Here is a 25,779-nt window from a genome sequence, read left to right as displayed (position 1 = left end):
CTCCTCTTATTCTTCAACGATTGCTAAGATGTTAGCTTCACCAACGATGACATATTTTTCATCACCATCTTTGACCTCGATACCTGCATGAGCTTCGACTAAAACTTGATCTCCAACTTTTACACTTGGAGCGACTAGCTCACCGCTCAAGGTACGAACACCTTGTCCTGTAGCCACTACTGTAGCTGTTTTTGTTTTTTCTTGGGCTGATCCTGCAAGGACAAGGCCTCCAACAGTTTGTTCTTTTTCTTCAATTTTCAAGACCACGCGGTCTCCTAATGGTTTCAACATCTGTTTTCCTCCATAATTCAATCATATTATTAGCACTCTTTGTACACGAGTGCTAAACCATAGTTCTATTGTATCACTTGGTCAAAAATAGTCAAGAAAAAAGTCTGATTTATAGCATAAAAAGAGTTGGAGAAAACTCTCAAACTCTTTTCATTTTAGAATGGAAGTTCCTCCTCTTCCAAAACCAGATCTGCTAAGTCTTGACCAGCATTATTTTCACGCATAGCACGTTGGGCACGGCTTTCTAAGAGTTGGAAACCCGTACAGAGAACTTCTGTTACATAGTTGGTCTGGCCATTCTTCTCAAACTTACGGGTACGAAGTTCCCCATCCACAGAAATAAGACTACCTTTGCTTCCATAACTAGCCAAGGTTTCAGCAAGTTTGCCCCAGACTACAATATTGATGAAGTCTGCTTCACGTTCCCCGTTTTGGTCTTTGTAACGACGATTCACTGCGATAGTTGCTCGTGCAACGGACTTGTCATTGTTGGTTTTGTGCAATTCTGGTGTTGCCACGATTCTTCCAATAAGAATAATTTTATTAAACATTTTTTCATCCTCCTACTTATCTATTCGAAGGAAATCAAAAAAAGTTACAAAATTTGTAACTTTTTTAAATAATGTTAATCTCTGTGAATCATAAATCCAGTTGCTTGTTGATTGGCCATGATGGTCATATCTGTAATTTGCACACGACGTGGCTGACTGGTCACATAAACTACAGCATCTGCGATGTCTTGTGCCTGCAAGGCTTCGAGCCCCTGATAGACCGTTGCAGCCCGTTCCTCATCTCCATGGAAACGGACCTTAGAAAAGTCAGTCTCTACAATACCAGGCTGAATAGTTGTCACCTTGATATCAGTTGCAATGGTATCAATCCGTAGTCCATCCGAAAAGGTCTTGACTGCAGCCTTGGTTGCTGAATAGACTGCTGCACCAGCGTAAGCGTAAATACCTGCGGTTGAACCCATATTTATGATATGGCCTTGATTTGCAGTCACCATAGAAGGCAAGAGACAACGAGTAACAGCCATCAAGCCCTTGACATTGGTATCCAGCATGGTCAGCATATCCAACTCTTCATAGTCCTGATAGGGAGCTAAGCCTAAAGCAAGTCCAGCGTTATTAACCAATATATCAATCTTACCCACAGTTTTTAGAATATCTGAACAGACAGTCTTAACCATGCTCATATCCGTAACATCTAAAGGAAAAGTCCAAACTTTTTGATTTGGAAAGGCTTCTGCAAACTCAGTTTTGAGAACTTCAAGTCTTTCTGTTCGACGCCCTGTGAGAACGATATTCTCACCTTTTTCTAGATAGGCACGCGCAATTGCTTCACCAATACCTGATGTTGCACCTGTTATCACAACATTTTTTGCCATCTTATTTCCCTCAAGCAAAGATTATAAATCACTTTTAGTGACTAAGCAGTCCAGTGCTTAGCTGGATCGAATGGAGTTCCAACAACTTGGTCTTCGGACAATTCAATAACACCACGTTTTTGTGGAGCATTTGGTAAGGCAAGTTCACGAGGACTGCACATCATCCCAAAACTCTTTTCACCACGAAGTTCCCCTGGGAAAATAAGATTGCCTTTTGGCATCATAGCTCCTGGAAGAGCTACAATGGTTTTTAAACCAAGACGCGCATTTGGAGCACCTGCCACGATTTGCACTGTCTTATCATTTCCAACAGCAACTTGACAGATGTTCAAGTGATCACTATCTGGATGTGCCACCATCTCGACAATTTCACCAACGATAAATTTCGGTTCCTTGTCATTGATAATCTCTTCAGTAAAATCTTGAGCTTGCAATTCTTGGTTCAAACGAGCTACTTGGTCGTCTGTCAAGAATACTTGGCCACGTTCCTCAATTTCGAATAAGCTAGAAACTTCAAAAATATTCCAAGCAACAGTTTCACCTGTTTCCTTTAGGAAAACACGCGCCACATTGCCTTTACGTTCAACATCTAGTTTGGCATCGCCACTGTTTTTCACGATGACCATAAGGACATCACCGACATGTTCTTTGTTATATGTAAAAATCATTCTTTCTTTTCTCCTATTTTAATTCTGCTAAAAAGTCGTTTATTTGTGCCTTGGTTTTACGGTCACGATTAACAAAGCGTCCAATCTCCTTGTCCTTATCTAAGACAATTAGACTTGGAATCCCGTATACATCCCATAGTTTTGCAAGTTCCATGTACTCATCTCGGTCTACTCGTATAAAGGTAAACTCTGAATTGGTCTCTTCAATCTCTGGCAGAGCTGGATAGATATAGCGACAATCACCACACCAATCCGTAACAAAAAGGAAGACCTTCTTGCCATCCTGTTCTACTAGATTTGCTAATTCTTCTATACTCTTAGGAGAAATCATAAGACTTCCTCCTCGTAGATGAGATCTTCATCTTCGTAGACAAAGGTATAGTGACGACCATCTTCAAAAATGACACCACCAACAAGACGTTCTAGGCTACTTTCGTATACTTGGACATAGAGAGTCCCAATCTCACCCATTTCTGAGAAATAGTCACGCACAATAGCTGTCAACTCTTCCTGGTTCTTCATGAGTTTGTGATCATCAGCGACTTTCTTAGCACCAAAAGCAAGAGCTCCAAGCCCTACCACAACTAAACCTGTTTTAATAATATTTTTCGTTTTCATGCTAACATTGTAACACAAAAAGGCTCAAGGAACAATGAAAAGGGAGTCCCACTCCCCTTTCTAATTTCTAAACATTAATAATTTCTCTCACCAAACAAACCTTCTGGTAAATCATGGAATCCCTTACCTGCCTTGAAGTTTTCAAATTTACCTAGTAAGAACTGGTAGGCATCTAAGCGGCTTTCATAGCGAATCATGGCATCTTTAGCGCGCTCATCTTGATCTTCTTCATAGACCTTTTGACTTTCCTTAAGAGCCATATCGTTGATCATAATCTGGGTATTAACCCAGGCTTCAAATTCCTTCATAAATTCTTGTTCGTAACTCATTGTTTCTCCTTATTCTATTCCTCGATAGTAATCTGTATCAATCTCACGGTAAGGCTGGATATCCTGAACATACTCCAATACACCTTGAAATTCTCCATTTTCATCGTGTACAGCAGCATAAGTGATGTAGACAAACTTTCCACGTGATTCAGACTTAAACCACATCTCATACTTGTCCTTGACCCCTTCACGAAGACCTTGCATAATCGCTTTAACTTTCTCCAAATATTTTGGTGGATGGCATAGTTCGACATTTCGTCCAACTTGAGACGGTGTTCGCTTGAAAATCATTTCATCCGCTGGTGTATTGTCATTATAATACTGGAAGATATCATCCTTATTAACAAAGGTAATCTCCATCGGCAAATGATTAAGAATAAGATTCGCCTGTTCAACTGAGAGATAGCCATTGCCAAAAGCCTGCTGGCTATGACGGTCATGGACTGCTTCCTTTTCCTTTGGTGTAAAGGTGATAGTAAACTGACCTTCTGGTGTATCGATCACTTGCTGAACTTGTCCATCTACAGTTTCTGGCTGAGTTGGTTCTTCTACACTTTTCTCCTCAACAAAACTTTGACATTCAGGAACCCATTTCTCAGACGGACGGATAATAGCATATCCATAGGCATCACTTTCCTCAGCAATCTGAATCCAGTCATCCTGGGTAAAGGATTCAAGCAGAATCATGAGAAGGATTGATTCTTCCTTAAATATCATACTTTCAAACTCTGTCGCAAAAGCTTCAAAAGCTTCCTTTACAGCGGAAATCGGCACTTTTGGAAGCGACTTAGCTGCCACTAAAGCTGTTTGAAAGAGATCCCTAATCTGATCATCCACTCCCCACATAACTTTGGGAGGTGAATCATGGCCATAACGTTCCATGATAGGAAAAAAGAGCTCTTCCTTGCGCTGGTAGTGAATATCAAATTGACCAACCAGCCCCATCTGACGCACCAAACCCTTACGCATCTCCGCCAGCATTTCCTCATCGTCCATAGACTCATATGTGTCTAACAATCTTCGAACACGAATCAAGGCAGCACGGAGGGCTAGATTTTCATCCTTAAAGACTCGTACAGGGTGACCAGGATGCTCGGTATCTTCAACTTCTACGCCCTTAACAGCATTTTTAAAAAGATTGGCATGGACATCACAGAGTTCCATGACATCTTCAAAGGTCACGCCAGAGTCAGAGTTCATCAACTCGTGCTCCATGAGAGAAATCTCGATAGCTGATACACCAGTAAAGGTCGCATCAAAACGCTCCTGAACCGACTCAGGAGAGGCACCATTGTGCAATTCTAACAAAATATCCCGCAGGACATGAATCCGTTCATCTGCCATTAGTCTAATCCAATCACTTCGTAGCCGTTTGCTTCCAGCGTGCGGACAATCTTGTCCATAGGAGTTCCTTCAAGCTTAGAACCCTGTTTGAGCGATACCTTACGACCAACTGTGTTGCGCATTAAGGGATTGGCAAGGGGTTTAAAACCCAACTCCACTAAAATTTCCAAGACTTCTGGATGCTTGTCCACTACTTCTGCAACAGGAATTGACACATCGATGATATTGTCCATGACAACCTCCATTGTATGTTCTAAAATGATTTTACTGCTTATATTATACCATATGGAAAGAGATTAAAAAACTAGCAGTACAAGACTTGCTAGTTTATTTCTTATAAAATCATTTTTTCTGTCTATGTCGGCTCTTACTAGTAACATCATAGAGACTTAACCGTATCCTTTCAAGAACATCAGAGAAGTTTGAAAAACCAGTCTATTATTTTAAAAAGAATCTTGTAAAACAACAATTGGAAGGCGAAAGAGATTAGGAACCAGAGTATTTTTATCAGACCAACAATTGGTGTTATAAAAAGAAGAGTAAAGAACCTCCAAAAAGATTTCATTCTTTATCCTCCGGCTTCATTAACCAAGTAGCTGTATCCATAAGCTTATCTACGAGAAATAATTTTCCCAAACTAACTACTGTGTTTTCATCTTTTTTTATGGTTTCTGCAACTTTTAAAGCTTGCCTTGTTAGAAGATAATTACCGTAGGTTTTGGCCAGTACTGTTATGATCCCCATGTCATTCTCCTTCAATGATTTCAACCTCTTTTTGGATAGTAGCAACATCTCTTTGATATTGTGCTTCATCGTAGTTAATCAATTTGGACAATTCTTTTTGCAATCTTTCTCCCATGGGTTTCATGGTCGCAAAGGTTAAGCCACCTGATAGGACTCCACCTAAGATAGGAATAACTTTCCCCATCCCCTTAGCCAATCCTCCCTTGGTCAGATTCACTCCAAAGACTTTCAGAACTTTTTCCAAAATTGGATACCAAAGAGTCTTTGTCAAAGCCTTTTTGTTTACGATTTTCATCACTTGCTTAGCAACTGTAACACCACCAGAACGAAGTAGAGCGCCCGCACCATTTACTCCCAACATCACTCCCAGATAGAGCAAGAGCGTATTTTTGGCTTCTTCACTCAATTCATTTCGTGAAGCCCAAAGATCATCATAGCCGTAAATATAGCCTAGCTCCTGAGCTAGTTTCAGTGAAAATGCGTAAAACTGGGCTACATCTGCTGGTATAGTAACCGCCATGGCAAGACCGCCAGGTAATCCAGCCAAAACAGATGTCCCACTTGCTAGTAAAACATTATCTTTAATACAGGCATTGGCCACTCGATCTAAGGTTTCCTGAGGTAATAAAGCTGTCGGCCCTTCTTCCAATAATCTAGGAATATCCTTTGAAGCCACTTCCTTAGATAATTTGTCCATTAAAAATTTTGATCGGTTCACTTTGACTACAGGAAGTTTTACTACCTGTTGCAACACTTGCATCGCCACATCTTCTTTAGCCATCTCTATCTCCAATTTTCATTCATATCAAGCTTTATCTTATCATATTTATGGAATAAATGATATTTTCAAGATTTATTTTATTTTCTGAATTTCTATTTATATAATCTGACTAGACAATGACCGACTTATAGCCACAAAAAAGAGGGTTGCCCCTCTTTCTACTTAGTTTTTATCCAGATTGCGTAGCATCTCGTCAATCTTGTTTCCATATTCGATGGATTCGTCTTTGACGAAAGTTAAGTCTGGAATTTTGTACAATTTCAAATTGCGACCCAGTTCACGTTTGATAGTACCAGTTGCTTTTTCAAGTCCGACTTGAGCTTTTTGATTATCTGAAGCCAGGTTACTCAAAATAGTGTAGTAGACCTTAGCAACAGACAAGTCACCTAGCATCTGAACATCAGTGATGGTCACACCTTGGACACGCGGATCACGGACTTTCTTTTGCAAAATCTCATTGACTTCGCGCTTGATCTCCATGCCCACACGATCCGTACGGAAATGATTTGCCATATTTCTTCCTTTCTCTCAATTGAACCAAAAGCTAGGCCAGCAGACCTAGCTTTTCTTGAGTTATTGATAACCATTTCAAATTGAAATGAATTTCAATTTGAAATTACTCGCTTCTTTCGCCGTGGTGAAAGTTATGAAACCATGGGTTTGCTTGCGTCCTTCGCCACTAAAGAAAGGAGCAAAAAATTATCTCTTGATTTCTTCCATGATATAAGCTTCAATCACATCATCCATCTGGAGATCATTGTAGCCATCAATCATGAGACCACCTTCACGGCCGTTTGTAACTTCTTTAACGTCATCTTTATAGTGTTTCAAGCTAGCTAGAGCGCCATCGTAAATAACAACACCATCACGGATAACACGGACTTTAGAGTCACGGGTAACTTTACCGCTGGTAACCATAAAGCCACCGATTGTTCCCACTTTAGATACCTTGAAGGTTTCGCGGATGATCGCTTCACCAATAATTTTTTCTTTAAATTCTGGGTCAAGCATCCCTTTCATGGCTTCTTCCATCTCTTCAATAACCTTGTAGATGATGCTGTGGAGACGGATTTCTACATCGTCAGCTTCTGCTTGTTGACGAGCTTGTGGTGTAGGACGCACATTGAAACCAACGATAAAGGCATTTGAAGCCTCGGCAAGAGTCACGTCAGATTCATTGATAGCACCAACTGCTGAGTGAACAATGGTTACTTTAACGCCTTCCACATCAATCTTTTGAAGTGATGCAGAAAGAGCTTCAACAGAACCTTGTACGTCTGCCTTGATAATGACGTTAACTGACTTGAGTTCGCCAGCTTTAAGGGTATCAAAGAGATTTTCAAGGCTGACACGTTGTGTAGCTTGACGTTGCTTCATAAGAGCACGTTTAGCACGTTCTTCACCAGCTGCACGAGCAGATTTTTCATCTTCGTAAACAGCAAAGTGGTCACCCGCCATTGGCGCTTCGTTCAAACCAGTGATCGATACTGGTGTTGATGGGCCTGCGACCTTCACACGACGTCCGAGGTCGTTGGTCATAGCACGGACACGTCCGAAAGTATTTCCGACAACGATTGGATCTTGAACGTTCAAAGTACCTTGTTGAACAAGGAGGGTTGCAACCGCACCTTTACCTTTATCCAAACGAGCTTCGATAACAGTACCGATGGCACGAACTGTTGGGTCTGCTTTGAGTTCTTGGATTTCAGCCACAAGTAGAACAGTTTCCAAGAGTTCATCGATATTTTGGTTGAATTTAGCCGAGATTTCAACAAATTCAGAATCTCCACCCCAAGCTGTTGACATAACACCATGCTCTGCCAATTCACCGATCACACGTTCTGGGTTGGCACCTGGTTTATCAATCTTGTTGATGGCTACGATGATTGGAACATTAGCTGCTTTTGAGTGGTTGATGGCTTCGATAGTCTGAGGCATAACCCCATCATCTGCCGCTACGACCAAGATAGTAATATCGGTAACAGAAGCACCACGCGCACGCATAGATGTAAAGGCCGCGTGTCCTGGTGTATCAAGGAAGGTAATCTTCTTGCCATTTTCAACGATTTGGTAGGCACCGATATGCTGAGTGATACCACCTGCTTCACCTGTCGCAACACGAGAGTTACGAAGGGTATCTAGGAGTGTTGTCTTACCATGGTCAACGTGTCCCATGATGGTAACAACTGGTGGACGCTCTACAAGTTCATCTTCATTGAGATAACCATCTTCAGCGAAGAAACGTTCGATATCAGCATTGTCCACTTCAACCTTTTGTTTCGCATCAATACCGTAATCGACCATGAGGAGTTCGATTGTTTCACCGTCTAAGGACTGGTTTTGTGTCGCCATCACGCCCATCATGAAGAGTTTCTTAACAATCTCAGCTGGTTCGCGCTTGATACGTTTTGCAATTTCCGCGACGGTCATACCATCTGTATATTCAAATTCTGTTGGCAATTCATGGAACTTACGCTCTGTAACAGGTTTTGGTGCCTGACTACGGTTGTTTTTGTTATTGCCTTTTTTATTCTTTTTGTTATTGTTCCAGTTACTATTTCTTTGATTTCTCACTTGATTTTGACTACTTCGATTCTTTTGTTGTTTTCTAGGACCATCTTCTTCGTGATCGAAATCATCACGTTCTTTGTCTGGTCGGGCTTGTTTCTTACGACGTGTATCCACTACAGGTTCTTTAGCTGCAGGAGCTACTTCAACCACTGGTTGAACTTGCTGTACTTGTTCAGCCAATTTAGCAGCTTCTTCAAAGATTTCCTCAGGTTCCTTGCGTTTGTTTGCTTGGGCCAAGGCTTCTTTAGCTGCTTGAGATTGTTTGAAGCGTTCCTCACTTGAACGAGCATATTCTGCATTTTGCTCTGCCTTTAGAGCAGCTGCACGGGCTTTAAAGTCAACACGTGGGCCTGATTGATTTGGACGTTTGTCCTCTTGCTTGCGGCGATCATTTCCACGATTTTGCTGACCTTGCTGTTTCTTAGCTTGGTCATTAAAGCGACGATTGTCGCGATTGCCTTGACCTTGTTTACCACCATTACGGTCATCATTTTTTTGACGATTCCCATTTTGTTGGTGGTCACGGTTATTGCCCTTATTTTGCTTGCGTCGTTCAGCCTGCTCTTTTGCACGTGCTTCACGCTCAGCCTTAAAGTTTCGACTCTGCGGTTTTACTGGCGCCACTCTTTCTTCTTTAGGGGCAACCGCTGCTGCTGGTTTTGCCTCTTCCTTAGCTACAGCTGGTTTAGCTGGCTCAGATTTTTCGGCTTTCTTTTCTGTACTTGCTTTTGGTTCTGCAGGTTTTGCTTCTACTTTCGGAGCAGCAGACTTAAAGCTGGCAGCGATTTTTGCAGCGACAGCTTCTTCCACACTTGATGAGTGACTTTTCACATCCAAGCCCAACTCTTTTGCACGCGCTACAACTTCCTTACTTTCTTTTCCAAGTTCTTTCGCGATTTCGTACAATCTTTTCTTAGACAAATCATGTCCTCCTCTTCTATTCCATAAGAGACCTCATTTTCTTTGTAAATCCAGCATCTGTCACAGCCAAAACTTTTCTTGATTTTCCGACTGCTATGCTTAATTCCAGTGTTGAAAACACGGTAATAACTTCTACTTGATAATAATGACTTTTATCCTGAATCTTCTTGGTCAAGTTGGGAGCGGCATCATGAGCGAGAAATACCAGCTTTACTTTCTGGTCTTGAATGGCCTTGACAACCATTTCTTCACCCGAGATGATTTTCCCTGCTCGTTGAGCAAGTCCCAAGAGATTGGTAATTTTTTGCTTATTCAAGTCCTAACTCTCTTCTTTTCACTTTGTGATCGACATAGGCAATCAACTCGTCATAAAAGCTTTCTTCAACTTCCATACTAAAGCTACGGTTAAAGACTTTTTTCTTTTTAGCCTCAAGGGCTTCTGCATTGTCTAGCTTGATATAAGCGCCCCGGCCATTAGCCTTGCCTGTCGGGTCGATAAAGACCTGTCCTTCTTTGTTCTTGACAATACGGAGTAAATCTCGCTTATCAATCACTTCATTGGAAACAACAGACTTGCGCAAAGGGATTTTTCTAGTTTTCATCCTTCCCTCCTCTGATCAGCTCTTATTCTTCGATCAATTCGTCTGTTTCTACCTGGTCAGCTTCTTCTGCTGCTTCCATGGCTTCAAACTCACTTGCAGATTTGATATCGATACGATATCCTGTCAAATGAGCTGCCAAGCGAACGTTTTGTCCACGGCGACCGATGGCAAGAGAAAGCTTGTTATCTGGCACAACGACCAAGGCACGCTTGCTGTCGTTTTCATCAAAGATAACTTGGTCAACTTCAGCAGGAGCGATAGCGTTGTAGATAAATTCAGCTGGATCAGCAACCCATTCGATAACGTCGATGTTTTCTTCGATTGGCACCATACGATCGCTCTTGGCATCGTAGCGAGCTGGGTGGAATTTGCTAGTGATTTTCTTAATGTTAGCTCCACCACGTCCAACGATTGTACCAATGGCGTCCACGTTTGGATTGTGACTGCGAACGGCAACTTTAGTACGGTCACCAGCTTCACGAGCAACACTCATGATTTCAACAGTTCCATCATATACTTCAGGAATTTCTTGCTCCATTAAACGTTTAATCATTTCTGGATGGCTACGGCTCACAAAGACGTTCACTCCGCGAGGATTGTCCTCAACCTTGTAGACATAAACTTCGATACGATCATGAGAAGCAAAAACTTCTCCAGGGATTTGGTCTTGTTTTGACAATTGGGCTTCGATGCTACCAAGGTTGACATAGATAAAGCGATTGTCAAAACGTTCTACCGTACCAGACATGATTTCTTGCTCATGCTCTTTGTAAGTATTGTAGGTAATGGCACGTGTTTGCTTACGCATTTTTTCCATGATGGTTTGTTTGGCAGATTGGGCTGCTACACGACCAAACTCACCTGGTGCTTCTTCAAATTTAATCTTGTCCCCAAGCTCGTAAGCTGAGTTAATGGCAAGAGCATCTTTTAAGCTGATTTCCAAACGGCTATCAAATACTTCATCAACTACTTCACGAACAGTATAAACTGTAAAGTCACCTGTTTTTTCGTTGAAATCAATGGCTACACTGTCTGATTGACCATAGCGTCTGCGATAGGCTGAACGAAGTGATTCCACCACTGCATCAATGATGTCTTCTTTTTTGATTCCCTTGTCTTCTTCCAAAATGCGGAAGGCCTCTAGCATTTCTTTACTCATCTTCTATTCACTTTTGAATCTTCAAAAGCTTCCTTTCTTTTACTATAATTTTACTGCTAAACGTGCTTTTGACACCAAACTGTATGGGATTTGGACCGTTTTCTTACGTGTCTTGTCCATATATTCCATAGTCAACTCATCCTCTTCAAAGGCTAGCAAGGTTCCTTCAAAGACCTTTTGCTTATCGATGGCTTGGTAAAGTCCAACATGGATGTATTTCCCAACCGCTCCAGCGACTGCTTCCTTGGTTTTCAAAGGACGCTCCAAGCCTGGGCTGGTGATTTCTAGGAAATATTGTTCTGGGAAGGGATCTGGCTTGATAGTATCTAGGACAGGACTGATAATCTCTGTCAAGTCCGCTGTGTCGTTCAAGGTAATTCCCTCTGGTTTATCTACAAAAATACTAAGAATCATGTCACTGCCAATCTTTCCGTACTCGATATCAACGAGTTCAAAGGGAGCTTCAATGACAGGTTCTACGACTTCTTTGACTAATTCTACGATAGTTGCGATTGCGTCCACCTCCTCATAAGCAAGAGGCGAAGATATTTCCTCGCCTCACTTTTTCATATTCTTACTTATAGTATAGCACTTTTGACTACTTATGTAAAGCATAAGCACTCAGAAGGCTTGATTTTAAGCTTTTTCTTAAAATTCTGCACGATTTTATAGAAAGATATCCATTATGGAAAGATATCAGTTTCTTTACCAAGCAATCTGAATTCCTTACAAATCAACTGTTCCGCATCCAAGCAGCTGATTCTTTTCTAGTCATCTCCCCTCTTTACTGCAAAGTCCCTAATATCCCCAAGTCATATTTCCAAGATAAAATACGTCTCACAGACTCATCAATACGCTCTTCTGTCAGCTCTCCTGAGGAGACTTTCTTTAATAAATAGGGAATCTGAGTCTGGTATGAAGACCCTAAAATTAAGTCATTTCCGGCTAAAATTGCTTGAAGGGCAGCTTCATCCTGATCGACAAAATCAGCCAATCCTGCCATATCGAGATCATCCGTCATAATAACTCCATTGAAGTGGAGTTCCTTGCGAAGAATATCATTGATTTTGGGTGAGATAGAAGACGGAACTGTATCGATTTTAGTCAGGATGTTGTGAGATACTAAAACACTATCCGCACCTGCATCTATGCCAGCTTGAAAGGGGAGAAAATCTGCTTGTCTTAATTCATCCAGAGAACGGTTGTCTTGGATAATAGCAGTATGGCTATCTCCATTATCACCATATCCAGGAAAATGCTTCAAGGTTGACCCAACCTTGTTTTTTTGAAGTTCTGTTACAACCTGCCCAACATAACTTGCAGTTGTTTGGGCATCTTGTCCAATGGTTCGGTCATAGATAAAGGCTGATGGATTGCTGGCAAGATCTGCAACTGGAAAGAGTCCAGCATTGATGCCAACAGATTTTAGTAGCTCTGCCTTCTGCCTAGTATCAGAACGGATTGCCTCCATTCCACCCTTTTGATAAAGTTCCAAAGGAGATTGGAAAGGAGTCTCTAAAATCGAACTGATACGAGTCACGGTTCCGCCTTCTTCATCTGAACCAATCAATAAAGGAATCTTTGAAGCAGCTTGGTAGCGATCTGTCAAAGCCTTCATATCCTCTAGGGTTTGTCCTTGAAAATCTCTCCCAAACAAGAGATAACCTCCAAAATGATAGGACTGAAGGTCTTCTAGCTGATGACTAGAAGGAACCCTAGCCCAGAACAACTGGCCTACTTTTTCTTCCAAAGTCATCGAGACTAATTTTTCTTCAACTACCTTATTCTTCTCTGTTTCACTAGTTTGAGTAGTTTTCTCAGTTTTTTCTACTTGCGACTCCACTTGTCTATGATGTTGATGGTCGGAAAAAATCAAACCACCTATCACAAGGAAAAAGAAAAGATAGACGACAATCGGTTTTATTCTTCTTCTCATAACACCTTCATTATACCACTTATCCGGTTGCAAGTATACACTTACCAAAATCTCGAATGAACCCTAACATCAGACTAAAAAGGCTTAGCTCTATGTACAGAACTAAACCCTTGATAAAATTATATATCTAACTTTTTGGTTATGATAGAGTTTTTGATTGATATATTTTTTACATTAAAACTGAGCCTCAACTCGATAGATGACCTGACCCTTACTTGAGAATTTTTCTTCATATTCTGTCATGACATTGCCTTCAAAGTCGCTGGCGTGCAAATCTAACCAAACTCCATTGAGCTTCATGCCATATTGAGAAAAACTCACTAGGCTATATTCAAACAAGCCACGGTTATCCGTTTTGAAATGAATTTCTCCATTTTCAGGCAAGATACGCTTGAAGGTATCCAAGAAACTCTTATAAGTTAGACGACGCTTTTCATGACGCTTTTTAGGCCACGGATCTGAAAAGTTTAGGTACAAGCGATCAATCTCACCATCTTCAAAGTAGTCGGTCAAATCAGAACCATCAACCCACAACAACTTAATATTGGGTACAGCGACTTCCAAGACCTTGTCCAAAGCATAACTCAAAACAGACTTTTGAATATCAATCCCGATATAGTTGATATTAGGGTTTTGTTTTGCCATACCTGTCACAAAAGCACCCTTACCACTACCAACCTCAACATGGATAGGATTGTCATTTCCAAAGAGGTCTCGCCATTTTCCTTTGGCTTCTAAAGGATTTAAGACAACATACTGAGGATTAGCCTCTAGTAATTCTGTTGCCCCTTTACGATTTCTAACTCTCATCTCTTCTTTCCATACTTGTCACGGAAGATGCGCAAGGCATAAATCTCCCGATTGACATTTTCTAGATCTTCATTTGTATAATATTTGGCAATCTGGCTCAAGAAGGATAACTGAGCATACCAAAATAGTTTGTTGATGACTGTTTGGTTGTATTTGTAACCGTAATAAGTCAACCACTCTTTCCACTGATAGTCTGGAATATAGTGACATAGCATATGCGCTACATCAAACATGCGATCCGTTAAGCGAACGGAATCCCAATCCACTAAATAAATAAGACCGCTCTCTGTCTCAATCCAATTACTATGTCGTACATCTCCATGAACGATCGTTGCATAATCTTCCCTAAAGTTTGGCAAACTTCCTCGCAAATCCTCTACTACCATTCTTAGATATTGATTGTTCTTCAAGGATTCTGGAGCATCTTTTAACCAAGCCTGAAGCAAGTCAAAAGGTGTTTCTAAAGAATAGCCCAAACGAGTCAATTGCGTCATCAAAGGACGCGAACGATGCAAGCGGCTCAAAATATTGATAATCTGCTTGCGATTCATATCATAAGGGGTCAAAATTTTACCATTCAACCATTCTTGGGCACACATATCACGCCCATCCGATAAACGGCGAGTCCATAATAATTGAGGAGCGATTTGTTCCTTGGCTAAACCAGGTAGGATTGGAGAGGTGTTCATTTTAATAAAGACGCGCTTCCCATTAGGGTAGCTTCCCATATAAGCTTTCCCGCTTTTCCCAGGTATAGGGGTCAGCGTTAGCTCAATATCACCCAAGTCCATTTCTTTCCTCCGTATAAAGTTTCCTTACTATTCTACTAGTTTTTAGCCTATTCGTCAACCAGTCCAGACCTGATTCTCAAATAAAAGCCCTTTATCCAATCTTGTTAAAAGAAAAAGGCAAGCAGAGAGATCTGCCTAGCCTTGGTCATTCAATTTTTTTAGCAGAAAATTGTAAGGAAAAAATCTATGCTTAATCTGATAATTCAAGCTTTTAACTGGTTCTCATCACGCAAATACCCTATGCAAAAAAGTGAGCAAAAATGGTAAGTTTGCGATGATATTATTGATGATATGAATCGTATAAGATGGATAGATAGTCTTGGTATAGCGAGTCAAACTACCAAATATACATCCAACAGTTGTATAAACCAGAAGGTCTAGTAGACTAGGAAAACTTGAAAAATGAGGTAAGGCGAATAAAATCGACGGAAATAGAATATCCAGTCCCCATCTTGAATTCTTAAAAAAAGCATGTTGAAGCAATCCCCTACACACCAATTCTTCCATCAGAGGTCCTAGTACGATTAAGGTTAGGTAAACACCGAACTCCGCAAAATTGGTCTCACTATAGACAATAAACAAATTCCAACTTTCGTTTGTTCCCTGAACGTGTTTAGCGGTCAGATAGTTAAAGCAGATAAGCACGATAGCTGCTAACACCGTCAGAACAGAATAGCTCAACCACTTTTTCCTAGGGATACAAAAGAGATAAGCATGACCCGACCTAACCAAAATCCAAATCATCAAGCCAATAAAGAGAAGACTGATGATGTTTCGAATCCAGATGACATTTCCTACCCAAGACGAGAACTCCCAATAATTTCTCCAAAATTGGGTAGTCCAAAACAATCCGAAAAACAAAAATAAATAAGAAATGACTGCACTTGTTTTGAAAAGAATAGAATATTTTTTCATAGAAATTCCCTAATGGCTTTGCTATCGTAACTGCCAACAATTATCATTTAATCCTCCAGCATTCAGTCTCGGTAGCTATCACCATGACTTTGATAATCCAATACATCTACCCTTGTGTACTTTTGTTGCTGCTAAAAACTTTATATTTTTCATCATCTAGGCAGTCAATTCTTTTCAAAATGATAGACCATCATCTTTTTTCTACCTAATCATTTTATAAAACTTGATAGTCTCGATGAAAAGCCTTGGCAGATACCACTCTATGATTTGTGAGGTCAAGATAATCTCCTGGATAGCCAAGGACATACATACTATAACCAGCAAAACCTCCTCCTGCTGTTCCGACTAGGCCAATTTTGAGATTGGTTACAAGAGAAGACTGAAGTCCTGCCATTAAAATTCGGACATGATTGTCTAGCCAGACAATGTAGTTCTTTTGCAAGGCGTCTTCTACCCAACTTGGTTTAGGAGTGTCTTTACCAATTTCCCAAACTTCTACTATTTGATTTTTATATTTTGCTTGCATCTTTTTAATCTTTCAGGACTCTTGCGGGATTTTTATGTTCTTCTTACCTGGTCTATGTCTTACCAGACTATAGATCGTAACAGGGGTACTTACCAGTACAAGAACATTTCTCCAGAGTTCATTAGAAATCATGAGTACTCTTATACAAAGAACAAGCGATATCAATATCACTACAACTCGGGCAAAGCAATCTAAAAAATACACATACTTTTTCATAGGATTCCTCCATCTATTGATTTCACATCTACTAGGTCAGTTCTATAGTCACTATGATGCTAACTGACCATGCTTGATCTGCCTTTGTAAATTTAACCATTGTCAACTACTAGAAGAATGATAAACAATTGTAACAAATATGGACTAAAATAGGCACCGATAGATTTTGAGTCTTTTTATAAGCAAAGCCCAGCACCAAACCTCCAAATAGATAATAGAAAATGATCCATTCTAGACCTATAAAACTTCTATGTTCAAGATTCAAAGTGGCTTTTTCTCCATTTTTTTATTGAACTGAATGAAGATATAAACCGAAGCAAAGTATGCTAGTGCATCCATTACATAATACCACTCATTTCCTCTAAGCGGATAAAGACAGGTTTGCATGATTACATACAAGATGACAATCGTAACTATTTTTTTCGCCATAAGAATCACTCCTTTATTTCATTTTAGAATTAGTATCCTTGTAACTTTTACACACTCAGTATAGCACTGCTTTTTTAGGTTTTGCATCCAAATCTTAAACGGTCATCAAAAACTCTTAAATTACAAGAACTTCTCTTAAAAAAGACCAGCAGTCTGAAAACACTGCATGTAAGTTCTTTTTGTGAGCTTACTTTTTATAATACTTCAAGCCCCAAATGAGCAGCAGCATGATGAATAAGCAGAGAACAGAAGCAATATAACCAATCAGTTGTTGATAGGATTCTGCCGCCGTCATACCTCTATACAAACCGATAATAGACATAAAACCTGTCAATCCGATGAACATGAGTTGATTGGTTCTCGGATTGACCAACTCATCATCTTCAAACTTTCTCACTCTCATTTCCCTAGTGAGGTAAACAATTACCAAAATAGAAGCCAAGTTAACAACTACTAAAAGCAATTGAAAAACTAAGGAAAATTGCAAAAACTGACGAGAGAGAAATAAATAAGTAGAGATCAGTACAGGTAACTGACCTAGGAACAATCTAGCTAGGAAGATGTTTCGTTTTTTTGAAAGAAAAGTTTTCATTTCTTTACTCCTTTCTTTTTAATGATAGCAAAATAGATCATAACTGCAATCAGATAGGCTATGGTATAAAATAAATGATACCAATTACTCTCCCCAAGCGGAGACATGATTAGATACAAGATGAAAATGACAAGTATTTTTTCTTCATAAGACTTCCTCCTAAATATTTGTTGAGCAAGAACCTTTACACTGCTAGTATAGCACTCCTTTTGACAGTAATTCCCCCAAATCATGAATGGTCATCAAAATCTCCTAAATTGTAGAAAAAGCAAGCACGGAAAACATGCTTGCCCTAATAAAACTTAACAAATTAAAATGCACTCATCCTTACTTCCCTTTCTTCTGATACATTCTCATGATAGCTAGGACGATAAAGACTAGCCAGCTTGCTAAAACTAGTAGAGTGAGGCCTGTATGTATGATTTCAGGTGTCCTCTCTATTTGGCTGATGAGACGGACTAAGGACATCACTGCCATCTGAATGAGGAGTATGGATTCCGCCCTAACCAATGATGTCTGCTGATTTTCAACTGCATGTAAAAAGGCTGGTAGCAAGACACAGGTTGTAACAATTATAATCAGATTAGCTCCTGTACCTTCTCCCTCATTGACTAGAGAAAACATGAGAAGATTTGATAGAATGATCAGTACAGAACAAGCTATAAAATAAGATTTCTGGTTCATTTAATATACCTCGCATACTATGGTATTTTGTTTCAAATAAATGATAATATATATTATTTTTGGTTTCTGAATGATAATCGTTATTTTGGTAAGGAGCAAGTTCTTTGTTCAATTCAAGATGTTTCGATAATCATTCAAGATTTGGATGAAATGTTTTTAAAAATAGTGCTATACTAAACTTGTCACATTTGTAACACGACAAAAATCTATATTCGGAGGCAAGTAATCATGAAGAATAAGATTTATTATATATCCAATATTTTTTATGGAATATTACTATTTTCTATTGGATTAACATCAAAAGTATTTATTTTTAGCAGTTTAATGTCCATAACTTTAATAACTCTATCTATAATAGGATTATTAAAAACTAAAAATAAAAAGTAGATATAGCAGAATTAAATTTCAAAAATTAGAAACCTCTCCCGATGGTTGATGATGGAGAAAATTATTACATACAAACAATTTACTGTAACTCAAAACTACTCTAATTACCTATTTAGCTATACAGACCGAGAAACAAGAACTCTCGGTCTTATTTTTTCATCATTCTGTATGTATCATAGTAAGTACCTGACGAAAGACTTGATTTTGGCAGGTGGTATTGAGACTATCATTGGGATAATTTTCCACAATCTTCATGACGGTATAGAGACCAACTCCTCTCTCCTCCCCTTTAGAACTAACTCCAAAAGAGAAAATTTCAGAAATATCGATACTCTCTTCTCTGATGGAGTTTTCAATGATAAAGGTCTCCTGTGCTCCATTCTTTATAAAGGCGATTGAGACATGAGGTTGACTAGCCTCTGCACTAGCTTCAATGGCATTGTCACAAAGGATAGATACGATGGTTAAAAAATCAAGCAGACTCATCCCCTCAACCTGAATCTCCTCAGGAACTTCGACATTAAAGACAATATCCTTTTCTCTAGCTTTTATAAATTTTCCTGCTAGAAGACTTTTGAGGGCTTTATCACGAATATTCACGAGTCGTCCAAGGTCATATTTATTATCCTGCAATTTTTCACTAGAATCCTTTAAGACCGAGTCGTAAACCTCTTTTATCTGCTCCATATCCTCCTCTTCAATACCTAGACGTAAACTGGTCAAGAGGTTGGTGTAGTCATGACGAAAACTCCGTACTTCCTTGTAAAGTTCCTCTATATGCCGACTATACCTCTCCATGTCTCTATAGCGCAAGGCCTGCTCTTGGTTCAGTTTCTCCTGAAGTTTTTCCTTCAAATAGGTATCTAATTTCTTGATAACCCCCATAAAAAAGAGTAGATAAAATACTAGAATGAGATGGCGAACAGTCGTTGATTGAATACCTTGTTCATATTCAAAGAAAGACAGACTTTGCATCACTAGATAGTAAGCCCCCATTATCCAGTTAATCTTAGTCAGGGACTTTTGAAACCCTTTATCTAGAATCTCCTTTCTCAAGTTAGTGAAATCATAGTCCAACCATTTCAAAAAGACTAAAACTATGAAGCAAACGAATATCGTCATCAATAAAAAGATAGGATTGCTATCTTTATCTACAATTTCTTGTCCCCAAAATGGAAGCACAAAATATGCGACCCCTCTATAAAAGAGATTCACCAATATCATTGGAAAGAGACCATAAAAGAAGAGGAGTTTTTTAGGAAGCCCTCTTAACAGTAAGAAAGACAAGCCTATACCGTACAAGGGTTCCATAAAATAAAATAGGAAACTATCTCCTACCATATAGCCAATCATTAAAAAAACAAAGGCCAACAGTATCTTAAAAAGAAAGGCTTTAAAAATCCTCTCAAAAGTGAGACCAATTCCATCCACCTTAAAGAAAATGACAATTTCTAGTCCATGAGTAACAAGTGTATACAACAATATCCAAGCAATATTCATAAACTCTCCTAGCTCAGTGTAAGTTATTAATAGCCTCAGACACTTCCTTGACCTTATAACGGGCGATTAGACAGCTTCCACCATTGGGAAAGTAAAGAAGTTTTTCTTTCTTATCCAAACGAACCACATTGGCAGGATTGATGAGAAAAGAGCGATGGCACTGCAAGAGACGAGGCTCCTGCTTGAAAACCTCCTCTAAACTCGCTGTAAATTCCAGCCTGTCTGTCTTGGTATAAAGAATAACACGATGGGCTCTGGGCGACGTTTCAAGATAATAAACCTCTTTAAAAGGATACTGGAATTGGGCAAATTTTGATTTAAAGTAAAAGCAATCTTCCGCCAGACTCTTACTATCTTGACTATTGGCATAGAGGAGGGCTGTCTCAATCCGAGATTCAAACTCCTCTGCCGACAAGGCCTTATCAATGTAGTCCAAAGCAGACACTTGGTAGCGAAAGGACAGGGGCATAAACTCCGAGTGAGTTGTCACAAAGACGATCAGGGCATAAGGATCCCGATCCCGAATCTTTCTAGCCACTTCCAGACCCTTCATCTCCTCATTTCGAATCTCAATGTCCAAAAAGAATAGCTGATGGGCTCCCTTCTCATGCACCTCTGCCAGCAGTTGGTCTGGCTTGCCAAAGACTTCAAAAGAACTGGGAGTGATGTGATGTTCTTTCAAGAGTTTCTCAATCGTCGCTTCAATCCTAGTCTGCTGGGAAAAATCATCCTCTAAAACAAATATTCTCATCTTCTTACTCTCCTTGTTTCAACCATTTTTGGCGAATTTCTCTATAACGACGTCTGGAATACTGAACAGCATATTGACCTTCTTCTCCAAGAAAAAGAGTCTTTGACTTGAGTTCCATGGATTTTACTCGTTCAAGGTTGACCAGACAATTCCGATGACATCTCGCTAAGGTTTCCCCATATTGTTTCTCAAGCTTGCTTAAATTTTGAAACAGATCAAAGCTAGCATCTTCTGTAACAATCTGCACGGTATGGGCTTTACTTGGATGCATCTGGATATAGTAGATATCCTTTATGTTTAATTTAAAAATTTCTTTCTCTTTTTGGATGATGATATAGTTCATGGATAAAACCTCCTGAGGAGAGGATACCATAAGCCGAGAAACTATTTTTCACCAAATCCTAAACGGTTCTCAAAAATTCCTAAAGCGTTGAAGTATTTAAAAAATAGATATGATAACCTTACAATTATTTTATCATAAAATCCTGCAATTACCATTCAGGAAATTTCAATGACAATTAAAGATTTGAAGGTAAAAAAAGAGTAAAAAGTGATAGGCTAAGATTATAGAAAGACAAAGGCTTAAAACAACTTTAAAACCATCACAAAGGAGGTATTCTCATGACGGACACAGACCCAATCAAAAGAGCTCAGGCACTGATCACTGACTTAAACAAAGCCTACCAAGTCTGCAAACAGGCAACAGTTGACGATGTCCACTTTCAGGAGCAACTGGACAATATCCTCCGCTTTCTCTCTAAAACTGAGACAGTGGATAATCGATTCTTGATTGAGCTGGAAAAATTTTACCAGACTTCCAGTCTTCTCATGGGCCTCAGTGCTCTCAATCCAGATGCTCCTACTCGCGCCGCTTGGCGGGCCTATGACCGCTTCCACTTTGACCAGGTCAAGACCAAATTGAGCCTCTACGGACCAACCCTTATCTTGTAGTAACTAAAAAGAAGCTGAGACAGATTGAACTCAACTTCTTTTTTAGTATCATATAAGCAATGTTATACTCAATGAAAATCAAAGAGCAAAATAGGAAGCTAGCCGCAGGTTGCTCAAAGTACCGCTTTGAGGTTGCAGATGGATGCTGACCTAGTTTGAAGAGATTTTCGAAGAGTATTAGTCTCTACGGACCAACCATTATCCTGTAGTAACTAAAAAGAAGCTGAGACAGATTGAACTCAACTTCTTTTTTAGTATCATATAAGCAATGTAATACTCAGTGAAAATCAAAGAGCAAACTAGGAAGCTAGCCGCAGGTTGCTCAAAGCATCGCTTTGAGGTTGCAGATGGATGCTGACCTAGTTTGAAGAGATTTTCGAAGAGTATTAGTCCTGCATCTGGCGTTTCACCTGATAAGGGAGATACAAAATCTGTAAGACCAAGCCAGCTCCAAAGAGGGCTAGAAGGGCTAGTTTTTCTTGGAGGGCAATCAACCCAACTACCAGTTGAACCAATAAAACAAAACTAGTCAATCCTCGGACAACTGCCTGTAACCCTTTTTCCTTTTGTCCCTTTTCTAGCGGGAAAAGTTGGGTCAAATATTGGTAATCAAAGGCATGATAGAGAGCCAATAACTGAAAGAGTAAGAGGTAGTTAAATAAAACCACTACTGCTGTTGCAATCCAAGCTTGCTCGATAAAGATCAACGCCAGCAAAGATAGGAAGAGGAGGCGAAGACTGAGGGCAAAGAGATCTCCATTTCGCAGATAAGAACGAAGATAGAGGTTCTGCCAAATCTTGCTCGGCACCTTCTGAACTGCTTTTAGGATAAAATCTAGATAAGCTCGTCGCTTGACGCTGTTTGAAATTCCCTTGACTTGGGTAAAGAGGGCAAAGAAGCGAAGCAAGAACTGCTTGCGTTTACTTTCTTGGGCAATCACATAGTCCCAGTCCAGATGATTTGCACTAAAAAACTTGCCAGTCTTTTTCTGAAAAAGGAAATATTTCACGACTCCCAAAAGAAGAACATAAACACCAAAAACTCCTAAGCCTAAGCCCATGACTAAAAATAGAGGGGCAAAAAGAAGCAAAAAGAGAGTCTGTACACTAACCCAAAAGATGAAGGAAACTAGGCTTTGCTTTTGGATATGTTCTCTCACTTCTTCTTCAGCTACTAAGAGAAAGAGCTTATCAGGAGCTTCCACATAGGTCGCGATTCCACCCCAAAGCATGAGTAAAATAGAGACAATCCCCACAAACAAAAGGATAGGCCAATGATTTTCAGGAAAATGCTGGAGCAGTTGACTATACTGATAGGCTAGAAACCCTACTAAAACCAGTAAAAACAAGACAAAGTGGTCATTGAGTACATAGCGCAGATAACCGACACACTCTTTACGAAAATCCTGCTTTCGCTTTAGAAACAAGTCTTTCATCTGTCCTCCTCTTTGGTCAAAGCCAAATAGATATCATTGAGACTTGCTTGAGACATGGCAAAAGCTTGTCTCAGTTCTTCAAGATCCCCTTTAGCCCTCACTTGTCCTTTGTGAAGAATGACAAAAGAGTCACACATTTTTTCAGCAGAGTCAAGAACGTGGGTACTCATGAGGATAGACTTGCCTTTTTTCTTTTCAAGGTCCAAAAGCTGAATCAAGTCCGAAATCGCCAGGGGATCAAGACCAAGGAAAGGTTCATCGACGATAAAGAGACTCGGATCCACAACAAAGGCACAGATAATCATGACCTTCTGCTTCATCCCTTTCGAAAAATGAACAGGGAACCAATCCAACTTCTGATCCAAACGGAACATTTTTAAAAGAGGTTCTACACGTTCAAAAGCTAGGTTTTGCTCAATACCATAGGCCATGGCAACCGTCTCGATATGTTCTCTGAGAGTTAATTCTTCGTACAAACTAGGAGTTTCAGGAATGTAACCAATCTGCTGACGATATTCTCGAGGATTGGCACCTAAAGTTAGTCCGTCGATGTTTATTTCTCCACTATAAGGTGTCAAAAGTCCAATAATTTCATTGATGGTCGTCGATTTCCCAGCACCATTTAGACCGATCAAACCGACCAACTGCCCACTTTCAACTGTAAAGGACACATCTTTCAAGACAGGAACATGAACATAGCCCCCAGTCAGGTTTTTAATTTCTAACATATTTTCTCCAAATCTGGTATAATGTAGCTATATTATATCAAAATTCAATACAGTAGAGGTAGATTTTATGTCAGATTGCATTTTTTGTAAAATTATCGCAGGAGAGATTCCCGCATCAAAGGTTTACGAAGATGATCAAGTTCTTGCCTTCCTTGATATCTCACAAGTAACACCTGGTCACACCTTGGTCGTACCAAAAGAACACTACCGCAATCTTTTAGAAATGGATGCTGCAAGTGCCAGCCAACTTTTCGCCCAAGTACCAAAGATTGCTCAAAAAGTCATGAAAGCTACCAAAGCTGAAGGCATGAATATCATCGCCAACTGTGAAGAAGTTGCTGGACAAACGGTTTTCCATACCCATGTTCACCTTGTTCCTCGCTATAGTGCAGATGACGACCTAAAAATTGACTTTATCGCACATGAACCAGACTTCGACAAACTTGCTCAAGTCGCTGAAACAATCAAAAACGCTTAAGGAGTCACTATGAAACTATCAAATTTACTACTTTTTGCAGGCTCTGCAGTCGGTTCATACCTCCTCATTAAGAATCGCCAAGCTATCACTGAAGAAGTTCTAGATACTACTGATCGTGTTGAAGCCATTAAGGATGACTTGGATATTATCCAAGATAGCCTGCAAATTATCGACCAACAAAAAGAACTCATCAAGGAATATCAAAAAGATTTGACCTATAAGTTTAAAGTCCTGGAAAAAGATGTTCAAACTAGACTTGCTGTACTAAAAGAAATGCAGAAAACTGAAGAAAACTAATGTAAAGAAAATCTCCAACTTTCCTTATTCCCCTTTAAAGCCATTTTGGGTCAGCAGATCCTAACAGACCAGGGAGGGCATGAAAATGAAACAGTTTTTTAAAGTTTTGACGCGGATCATCCTGATTATTTGTGGGGGTCTCTGCCTTCTTGCAGCTCTGGCATTTCTAATACTGGCCAATCTTTTCAAGGCCTCACCAAGTGACATCCGAGAAGGAAATGAAGCCTTAAAACAAATCTTTATCTCCCTTGACCTGCCTCCTGAGAAAGTAGAATCAAATGGAAGCTATCAATTCGAGGGTGGGGGCTTAGATTTTTATGTGACTTTCTCAGATGATGTCGTCAATAGCCACCCAGTCCTAAAAGAAAGCCCAAACCTCACTAAAAACCGACTCAAAGTCTATGTCTTAAACACAGGAGATATTTCCTACCATTCAGTAGAAGACAACTTATTCAATCATGGTTTATTCCAATTTTTAGAGGAGGAAAGCAGGAAGTATTTCCAAGAAATCGGAAAGAAATCAAATCCTTCTTACTTTATTCTCTCTTGGAGGGATCCAGAAAGCATGAAAAAGGGAATCGCATTCTATGAAAAAGCGTTGACCTTGGTGGATATCCAGGACAATTCGGCGATTAAGCGCATTGATACCGTCACCGTTAAGCCTGGCAAGGAAGCAGAACTTAAGCAACTCATCCAGGACATGGATGAGGCTGGCTTACTCACTCAAAGATCTGAATAGCAGACCAACCAGAGATTATTTCTCCCATGCTAAACTTCCAAATATTACACGAAAAAAGAGCCCTCGGGCTCTTCAGAACGAAGACAAACGTCATTTTTGGCGTTTGTCTTTTTCTCTTTTCAAAAATAGTTTGTCTCATCATCTACTAATCTATACCAAAATCTGAATTTGAGAAAAATAAAAAGGGATATTTCCTAT

At 39.8% G+C, this 25,779-nt stretch carries 34 protein-coding genes and 1 pseudogene; 4 read left to right on the top strand and 31 right to left on the bottom strand.

What is annotated here, in order from left to right; all coding sequences use genetic code 11:
• Window positions 1–6 precede the first annotated feature (6 nt).
• The 29 genes and pseudogenes from groES to HMPREF2805_RS07400 form a co-directional block, all read right to left on the bottom strand.
• The gene (gene groES / locus HMPREF2805_RS07540; RefSeq protein ID WP_075232013.1) at window positions 7–291 is read right to left on the bottom strand and encodes a co-chaperone GroES; all 285 of its coding nucleotides are present in this window, start codon (window positions 289–291) and stop codon (window positions 7–9) included.
• Between the two features lie 155 nt (window positions 292–446).
• A complete protein-coding gene (locus tag HMPREF2805_RS07535) occupies window positions 447–842 on the bottom strand; it encodes a single-stranded DNA-binding protein (protein ID WP_049508919.1) in 396 nt (131 codons plus the stop codon).
• Between the two features lie 74 nt (window positions 843–916).
• A complete protein-coding gene (locus HMPREF2805_RS07530; protein ID WP_075232012.1) occupies window positions 917–1,678 on the bottom strand; it encodes an SDR family NAD(P)-dependent oxidoreductase in 762 nt (253 codons plus the stop codon).
• Between the two features lie 41 nt (window positions 1,679–1,719).
• Window positions 1,720–2,346 (bottom strand): YtpR family tRNA-binding protein, encoded by a 627-nt coding sequence (gene ytpR, locus HMPREF2805_RS07525; protein ID WP_075232011.1) that lies wholly within the window; start codon window positions 2,344–2,346, stop codon window positions 1,720–1,722.
• A 13-nt stretch (window positions 2,347–2,359) separates the two neighbouring features.
• Entirely contained in the window at window positions 2,360–2,677 is a 318-nt protein-coding gene (locus tag HMPREF2805_RS07520) for a thioredoxin family protein (RefSeq protein ID WP_075232010.1), read from the bottom strand.
• Complete coding sequence (locus tag HMPREF2805_RS07515; RefSeq protein ID WP_049527035.1) at window positions 2,674–2,964, bottom strand: DUF4651 domain-containing protein; 291 nt, start codon at window positions 2,962–2,964, stop codon at window positions 2,674–2,676. Before HMPREF2805_RS07515 ends, HMPREF2805_RS07520 begins: the two co-directional genes overlap by 4 nt.
• A gap of 74 nt (window positions 2,965–3,038) precedes the next feature.
• Window positions 3,039–3,293 carry a DUF1912 family protein gene (locus HMPREF2805_RS07510; RefSeq protein WP_004251830.1) on the bottom strand — a complete coding sequence of 85 codons (255 nt, stop codon included), beginning with the start codon at window positions 3,291–3,293 and terminating at the stop codon, window positions 3,039–3,041.
• Window positions 3,294–3,302: 9 nt separating this feature from the next.
• On the bottom strand, window positions 3,303–4,637 hold the full coding sequence (locus tag HMPREF2805_RS07505) for a DUF438 domain-containing protein (protein WP_075232009.1): 1,335 nt from the start codon (window positions 4,635–4,637) through the stop codon (window positions 3,303–3,305).
• Window positions 4,637–4,870 (bottom strand): DUF1858 domain-containing protein, encoded by a 234-nt coding sequence (locus HMPREF2805_RS07500; RefSeq protein WP_000368739.1) that lies wholly within the window; start codon window positions 4,868–4,870, stop codon window positions 4,637–4,639. Before HMPREF2805_RS07500 ends, HMPREF2805_RS07505 begins: the two co-directional genes overlap by 1 nt.
• Before the next feature lie 328 nt (window positions 4,871–5,198).
• Window positions 5,199–5,381, bottom strand: a complete 183-nt coding sequence (locus tag HMPREF2805_RS07495) for a hypothetical protein (protein WP_049504271.1) — start codon at window positions 5,379–5,381, stop codon at window positions 5,199–5,201.
• Window position 5,382: 1 nt separating this feature from the next.
• On the bottom strand, window positions 5,383–6,162 hold the full coding sequence (locus HMPREF2805_RS07490) for a hypothetical protein (protein ID WP_075232008.1): 780 nt from the start codon (window positions 6,160–6,162) through the stop codon (window positions 5,383–5,385).
• A gap of 162 nt (window positions 6,163–6,324) precedes the next feature.
• Window positions 6,325–6,675 carry a 30S ribosome-binding factor RbfA gene (rbfA, locus tag HMPREF2805_RS07485; RefSeq protein WP_001273602.1) on the bottom strand — a complete coding sequence of 117 codons (351 nt, stop codon included), beginning with the start codon at window positions 6,673–6,675 and terminating at the stop codon, window positions 6,325–6,327.
• 186 nt (window positions 6,676–6,861) lie between these two features.
• Window positions 6,862–9,654 (bottom strand): translation initiation factor IF-2, encoded by a 2,793-nt coding sequence (gene infB, locus HMPREF2805_RS07480; RefSeq protein ID WP_075232007.1) that lies wholly within the window; start codon window positions 9,652–9,654, stop codon window positions 6,862–6,864.
• Window positions 9,655–9,670: 16 nt separating this feature from the next.
• Window positions 9,671–9,970, bottom strand: coding sequence for a YlxQ-related RNA-binding protein (locus HMPREF2805_RS07475; RefSeq protein WP_049530127.1), 300 nt, complete (start codon window positions 9,968–9,970; stop codon window positions 9,671–9,673).
• Window positions 9,963–10,256: an RNase P modulator RnpM gene (rnpM, locus tag HMPREF2805_RS07470; RefSeq protein ID WP_000857562.1), complete on the bottom strand. Its 294-nt coding sequence runs from the start codon at window positions 10,254–10,256 to the stop codon at window positions 9,963–9,965. Before rnpM ends, HMPREF2805_RS07475 begins: the two co-directional genes overlap by 8 nt.
• Before the next feature lie 22 nt (window positions 10,257–10,278).
• Window positions 10,279–11,415 carry a transcription termination factor NusA gene (gene nusA, locus HMPREF2805_RS07465; protein WP_075232006.1) on the bottom strand — a complete coding sequence of 379 codons (1,137 nt, stop codon included), beginning with the start codon at window positions 11,413–11,415 and terminating at the stop codon, window positions 10,279–10,281.
• Between the two features lie 42 nt (window positions 11,416–11,457).
• Complete coding sequence (rimP, locus tag HMPREF2805_RS07460; protein ID WP_075232005.1) at window positions 11,458–11,937, bottom strand: ribosome maturation factor RimP; 480 nt, start codon at window positions 11,935–11,937, stop codon at window positions 11,458–11,460.
• Window positions 11,938–12,199: 262 nt separating this feature from the next.
• A complete protein-coding gene (locus HMPREF2805_RS07455) occupies window positions 12,200–13,351 on the bottom strand; it encodes a glycoside hydrolase family 3 protein (protein ID WP_075232004.1) in 1,152 nt (383 codons plus the stop codon).
• A 174-nt stretch (window positions 13,352–13,525) separates the two neighbouring features.
• Window positions 13,526–14,161, bottom strand: a complete 636-nt coding sequence (gene trmB, locus HMPREF2805_RS07450; RefSeq protein WP_075232003.1) for a tRNA (guanosine(46)-N7)-methyltransferase TrmB — start codon at window positions 14,159–14,161, stop codon at window positions 13,526–13,528.
• Window positions 14,158–14,952: a cell cycle regulator CcrZ gene (gene ccrZ / locus HMPREF2805_RS07445; protein WP_075232002.1), complete on the bottom strand. Its 795-nt coding sequence runs from the start codon at window positions 14,950–14,952 to the stop codon at window positions 14,158–14,160. Before ccrZ ends, trmB begins: the two co-directional genes overlap by 4 nt.
• Before the next feature lie 225 nt (window positions 14,953–15,177).
• The gene (locus HMPREF2805_RS07440; protein WP_075232001.1) at window positions 15,178–15,867 is read right to left on the bottom strand and encodes a CPBP family intramembrane glutamic endopeptidase; all 690 of its coding nucleotides are present in this window, start codon (window positions 15,865–15,867) and stop codon (window positions 15,178–15,180) included.
• A gap of 214 nt (window positions 15,868–16,081) precedes the next feature.
• The gene (locus tag HMPREF2805_RS07435) at window positions 16,082–16,393 is read right to left on the bottom strand and encodes a role in replication (RefSeq protein ID WP_075232000.1); all 312 of its coding nucleotides are present in this window, start codon (window positions 16,391–16,393) and stop codon (window positions 16,082–16,084) included.
• 325 nt (window positions 16,394–16,718) lie between these two features.
• Window positions 16,719–16,829 (bottom strand): annotated as a pseudogene (locus tag HMPREF2805_RS10775) (type II CAAX prenyl endopeptidase Rce1 family protein); the annotation flags it as partial.
• Between the two features lie 41 nt (window positions 16,830–16,870).
• Window positions 16,871–17,038, bottom strand: a complete 168-nt coding sequence (locus HMPREF2805_RS11320) for a hypothetical protein (RefSeq protein ID WP_161800103.1) — start codon at window positions 17,036–17,038, stop codon at window positions 16,871–16,873.
• Between the two features lie 187 nt (window positions 17,039–17,225).
• On the bottom strand, window positions 17,226–17,630 hold the full coding sequence (locus HMPREF2805_RS07425) for an immunity protein (RefSeq protein WP_075230635.1): 405 nt from the start codon (window positions 17,628–17,630) through the stop codon (window positions 17,226–17,228).
• Window positions 17,631–17,957: 327 nt separating this feature from the next.
• Entirely contained in the window at window positions 17,958–18,314 is a 357-nt protein-coding gene (locus HMPREF2805_RS07415) for a hypothetical protein (protein ID WP_075231997.1), read from the bottom strand.
• Window positions 18,315–18,860: 546 nt separating this feature from the next.
• Window positions 18,861–20,201 carry a sensor histidine kinase gene (locus tag HMPREF2805_RS07410; protein WP_075231996.1) on the bottom strand — a complete coding sequence of 447 codons (1,341 nt, stop codon included), beginning with the start codon at window positions 20,199–20,201 and terminating at the stop codon, window positions 18,861–18,863.
• A gap of 13 nt (window positions 20,202–20,214) precedes the next feature.
• Complete coding sequence (locus HMPREF2805_RS07405) at window positions 20,215–20,952, bottom strand: response regulator transcription factor (RefSeq protein ID WP_075231995.1); 738 nt, start codon at window positions 20,950–20,952, stop codon at window positions 20,215–20,217.
• A 4-nt stretch (window positions 20,953–20,956) separates the two neighbouring features.
• A complete protein-coding gene (locus HMPREF2805_RS07400; protein ID WP_075231994.1) occupies window positions 20,957–21,295 on the bottom strand; it encodes a LytTR family DNA-binding domain-containing protein in 339 nt (112 codons plus the stop codon).
• Between the two features lie 278 nt (window positions 21,296–21,573).
• Between HMPREF2805_RS07400 and HMPREF2805_RS07395 the strand changes: the two genes are divergently transcribed.
• Complete coding sequence (locus tag HMPREF2805_RS07395; protein ID WP_075231993.1) at window positions 21,574–21,903, top strand: helicase BlpT; 330 nt, start codon at window positions 21,574–21,576, stop codon at window positions 21,901–21,903.
• Window positions 21,904–22,289: 386 nt separating this feature from the next.
• Here HMPREF2805_RS07395 and HMPREF2805_RS07390 read toward each other — a convergent pair whose 3' ends face one another.
• Both HMPREF2805_RS07390 and HMPREF2805_RS07385 read right to left on the bottom strand, forming a co-directional pair.
• The gene (locus HMPREF2805_RS07390) at window positions 22,290–23,339 is read right to left on the bottom strand and encodes an ABC transporter permease (protein ID WP_075231992.1); all 1,050 of its coding nucleotides are present in this window, start codon (window positions 23,337–23,339) and stop codon (window positions 22,290–22,292) included.
• Window positions 23,336–24,067 (bottom strand): ABC transporter ATP-binding protein, encoded by a 732-nt coding sequence (locus HMPREF2805_RS07385; RefSeq protein WP_075231991.1) that lies wholly within the window; start codon window positions 24,065–24,067, stop codon window positions 23,336–23,338. The genes HMPREF2805_RS07390 and HMPREF2805_RS07385 overlap by 4 nt, the downstream gene beginning before the upstream one ends.
• A gap of 67 nt (window positions 24,068–24,134) precedes the next feature.
• Here HMPREF2805_RS07385 and HMPREF2805_RS07380 point away from each other — a divergent pair, with 67 nt between their 5' ends.
• The 3 genes from HMPREF2805_RS07380 (at window position 24,135) to HMPREF2805_RS07370 (ending at window position 25,581) form a co-directional block, all read left to right on the top strand.
• Window positions 24,135–24,545 (top strand): HIT family protein, encoded by a 411-nt coding sequence (locus HMPREF2805_RS07380; RefSeq protein ID WP_070460226.1) that lies wholly within the window; start codon window positions 24,135–24,137, stop codon window positions 24,543–24,545.
• A 9-nt stretch (window positions 24,546–24,554) separates the two neighbouring features.
• The gene (locus tag HMPREF2805_RS07375) at window positions 24,555–24,842 is read left to right on the top strand and encodes a hypothetical protein (protein ID WP_075231990.1); all 288 of its coding nucleotides are present in this window, start codon (window positions 24,555–24,557) and stop codon (window positions 24,840–24,842) included.
• Between the two features lie 85 nt (window positions 24,843–24,927).
• Window positions 24,928–25,581 (top strand): hypothetical protein, encoded by a 654-nt coding sequence (locus HMPREF2805_RS07370; protein WP_075231989.1) that lies wholly within the window; start codon window positions 24,928–24,930, stop codon window positions 25,579–25,581.
• The last annotated feature ends 198 nt before the right edge of the window (window positions 25,582–25,779 follow it).

The organism is Streptococcus sp. HMSC034E03 (assembly GCF_001811505.1).
Taxonomy (GTDB): Bacteria; Bacillota; Bacilli; order Lactobacillales; family Streptococcaceae; genus Streptococcus.
This window is presented reverse-complemented; position numbering and strand designations above follow the sequence as displayed.

What these genes read in the sequence shown, in the direction of transcription:
- trmB (WP_075232003.1), bottom strand. Translation starts at nt 14,161, where the DNA reads ATGAGAGTTAGAAATCGTAAAGGGGCAACAGAATTACTAGAGGCTAAT.
- HMPREF2805_RS07530 (WP_075232012.1), bottom strand. Translation starts at nt 1,678, where the DNA reads ATGGCAAAAAATGTTGTGATAACAGGTGCAACATCAGGTATTGGTGAA.
- HMPREF2805_RS07400 (WP_075231994.1), bottom strand. Translation starts at nt 21,295, where the DNA reads ATGAACTATATCATCATCCAAAAAGAGAAAGAAATTTTTAAATTAAAC.
- HMPREF2805_RS07490 (WP_075232008.1), bottom strand. Translation starts at nt 6,162, where the DNA reads ATGGCTAAAGAAGATGTGGCGATGCAAGTGTTGCAACAGGTAGTAAAA.
- HMPREF2805_RS07455 (WP_075232004.1), bottom strand. Translation starts at nt 13,351, where the DNA reads ATGAGAAGAAGAATAAAACCGATTGTCGTCTATCTTTTCTTTTTCCTT.
- HMPREF2805_RS07385 (WP_075231991.1), bottom strand. Translation starts at nt 24,067, where the DNA reads ATGTTAGAAATTAAAAACCTGACTGGGGGCTATGTTCATGTTCCTGTC.
- rnpM (WP_000857562.1), bottom strand. Translation starts at nt 10,256, where the DNA reads ATGAAAACTAGAAAAATCCCTTTGCGCAAGTCTGTTGTTTCCAATGAA.
- HMPREF2805_RS07380 (WP_070460226.1), top strand. Translation starts at nt 24,135, where the DNA reads ATGTCAGATTGCATTTTTTGTAAAATTATCGCAGGAGAGATTCCCGCA.
- groES (WP_075232013.1), bottom strand. Translation starts at nt 291, where the DNA reads ATGTTGAAACCATTAGGAGACCGCGTGGTCTTGAAAATTGAAGAAAAA.
- HMPREF2805_RS07495 (WP_049504271.1), bottom strand. Translation starts at nt 5,381, where the DNA reads ATGGGGATCATAACAGTACTGGCCAAAACCTACGGTAATTATCTTCTA.
- HMPREF2805_RS07425 (WP_075230635.1), bottom strand. Translation starts at nt 17,630, where the DNA reads ATGAAAACTTTTCTTTCAAAAAAACGAAACATCTTCCTAGCTAGATTG.
- HMPREF2805_RS07440 (WP_075232001.1), bottom strand. Translation starts at nt 15,867, where the DNA reads ATGAAAAAATATTCTATTCTTTTCAAAACAAGTGCAGTCATTTCTTAT.
- HMPREF2805_RS07390 (WP_075231992.1), bottom strand. Translation starts at nt 23,339, where the DNA reads ATGAAAGACTTGTTTCTAAAGCGAAAGCAGGATTTTCGTAAAGAGTGT.
- ytpR (WP_075232011.1), bottom strand. Translation starts at nt 2,346, where the DNA reads ATGATTTTTACATATAACAAAGAACATGTCGGTGATGTCCTTATGGTC.
- HMPREF2805_RS07405 (WP_075231995.1), bottom strand. Translation starts at nt 20,952, where the DNA reads ATGAGAATATTTGTTTTAGAGGATGATTTTTCCCAGCAGACTAGGATT.
- ccrZ (WP_075232002.1), bottom strand. Translation starts at nt 14,952, where the DNA reads ATGGACTTGGGTGATATTGAGCTAACGCTGACCCCTATACCTGGGAAA.
- nusA (WP_075232006.1), bottom strand. Translation starts at nt 11,415, where the DNA reads ATGAGTAAAGAAATGCTAGAGGCCTTCCGCATTTTGGAAGAAGACAAG.
- HMPREF2805_RS11320 (WP_161800103.1), bottom strand. Translation starts at nt 17,038, where the DNA reads ATGGCGAAAAAAATAGTTACGATTGTCATCTTGTATGTAATCATGCAA.
- HMPREF2805_RS07370 (WP_075231989.1), top strand. Translation starts at nt 24,928, where the DNA reads ATGAAACAGTTTTTTAAAGTTTTGACGCGGATCATCCTGATTATTTGT.
- HMPREF2805_RS07510 (WP_004251830.1), bottom strand. Translation starts at nt 3,293, where the DNA reads ATGAGTTACGAACAAGAATTTATGAAGGAATTTGAAGCCTGGGTTAAT.
- HMPREF2805_RS07410 (WP_075231996.1), bottom strand. Translation starts at nt 20,201, where the DNA reads ATGAATATTGCTTGGATATTGTTGTATACACTTGTTACTCATGGACTA.
- HMPREF2805_RS07375 (WP_075231990.1), top strand. Translation starts at nt 24,555, where the DNA reads ATGAAACTATCAAATTTACTACTTTTTGCAGGCTCTGCAGTCGGTTCA.
- HMPREF2805_RS07415 (WP_075231997.1), bottom strand. Translation starts at nt 18,314, where the DNA reads ATGAACCAGAAATCTTATTTTATAGCTTGTTCTGTACTGATCATTCTA.
- HMPREF2805_RS07395 (WP_075231993.1), top strand. Translation starts at nt 21,574, where the DNA reads ATGACGGACACAGACCCAATCAAAAGAGCTCAGGCACTGATCACTGAC.
- HMPREF2805_RS07500 (WP_000368739.1), bottom strand. Translation starts at nt 4,870, where the DNA reads ATGGACAATATCATCGATGTGTCAATTCCTGTTGCAGAAGTAGTGGAC.
- rbfA (WP_001273602.1), bottom strand. Translation starts at nt 6,675, where the DNA reads ATGGCAAATCATTTCCGTACGGATCGTGTGGGCATGGAGATCAAGCGC.
- HMPREF2805_RS07505 (WP_075232009.1), bottom strand. Translation starts at nt 4,637, where the DNA reads ATGGCAGATGAACGGATTCATGTCCTGCGGGATATTTTGTTAGAATTG.
- HMPREF2805_RS07520 (WP_075232010.1), bottom strand. Translation starts at nt 2,677, where the DNA reads ATGATTTCTCCTAAGAGTATAGAAGAATTAGCAAATCTAGTAGAACAG.
- HMPREF2805_RS07435 (WP_075232000.1), bottom strand. Translation starts at nt 16,393, where the DNA reads ATGCAAGCAAAATATAAAAATCAAATAGTAGAAGTTTGGGAAATTGGT.
- HMPREF2805_RS07515 (WP_049527035.1), bottom strand. Translation starts at nt 2,964, where the DNA reads ATGAAAACGAAAAATATTATTAAAACAGGTTTAGTTGTGGTAGGGCTT.
- HMPREF2805_RS07535 (WP_049508919.1), bottom strand. Translation starts at nt 842, where the DNA reads ATGTTTAATAAAATTATTCTTATTGGAAGAATCGTGGCAACACCAGAA.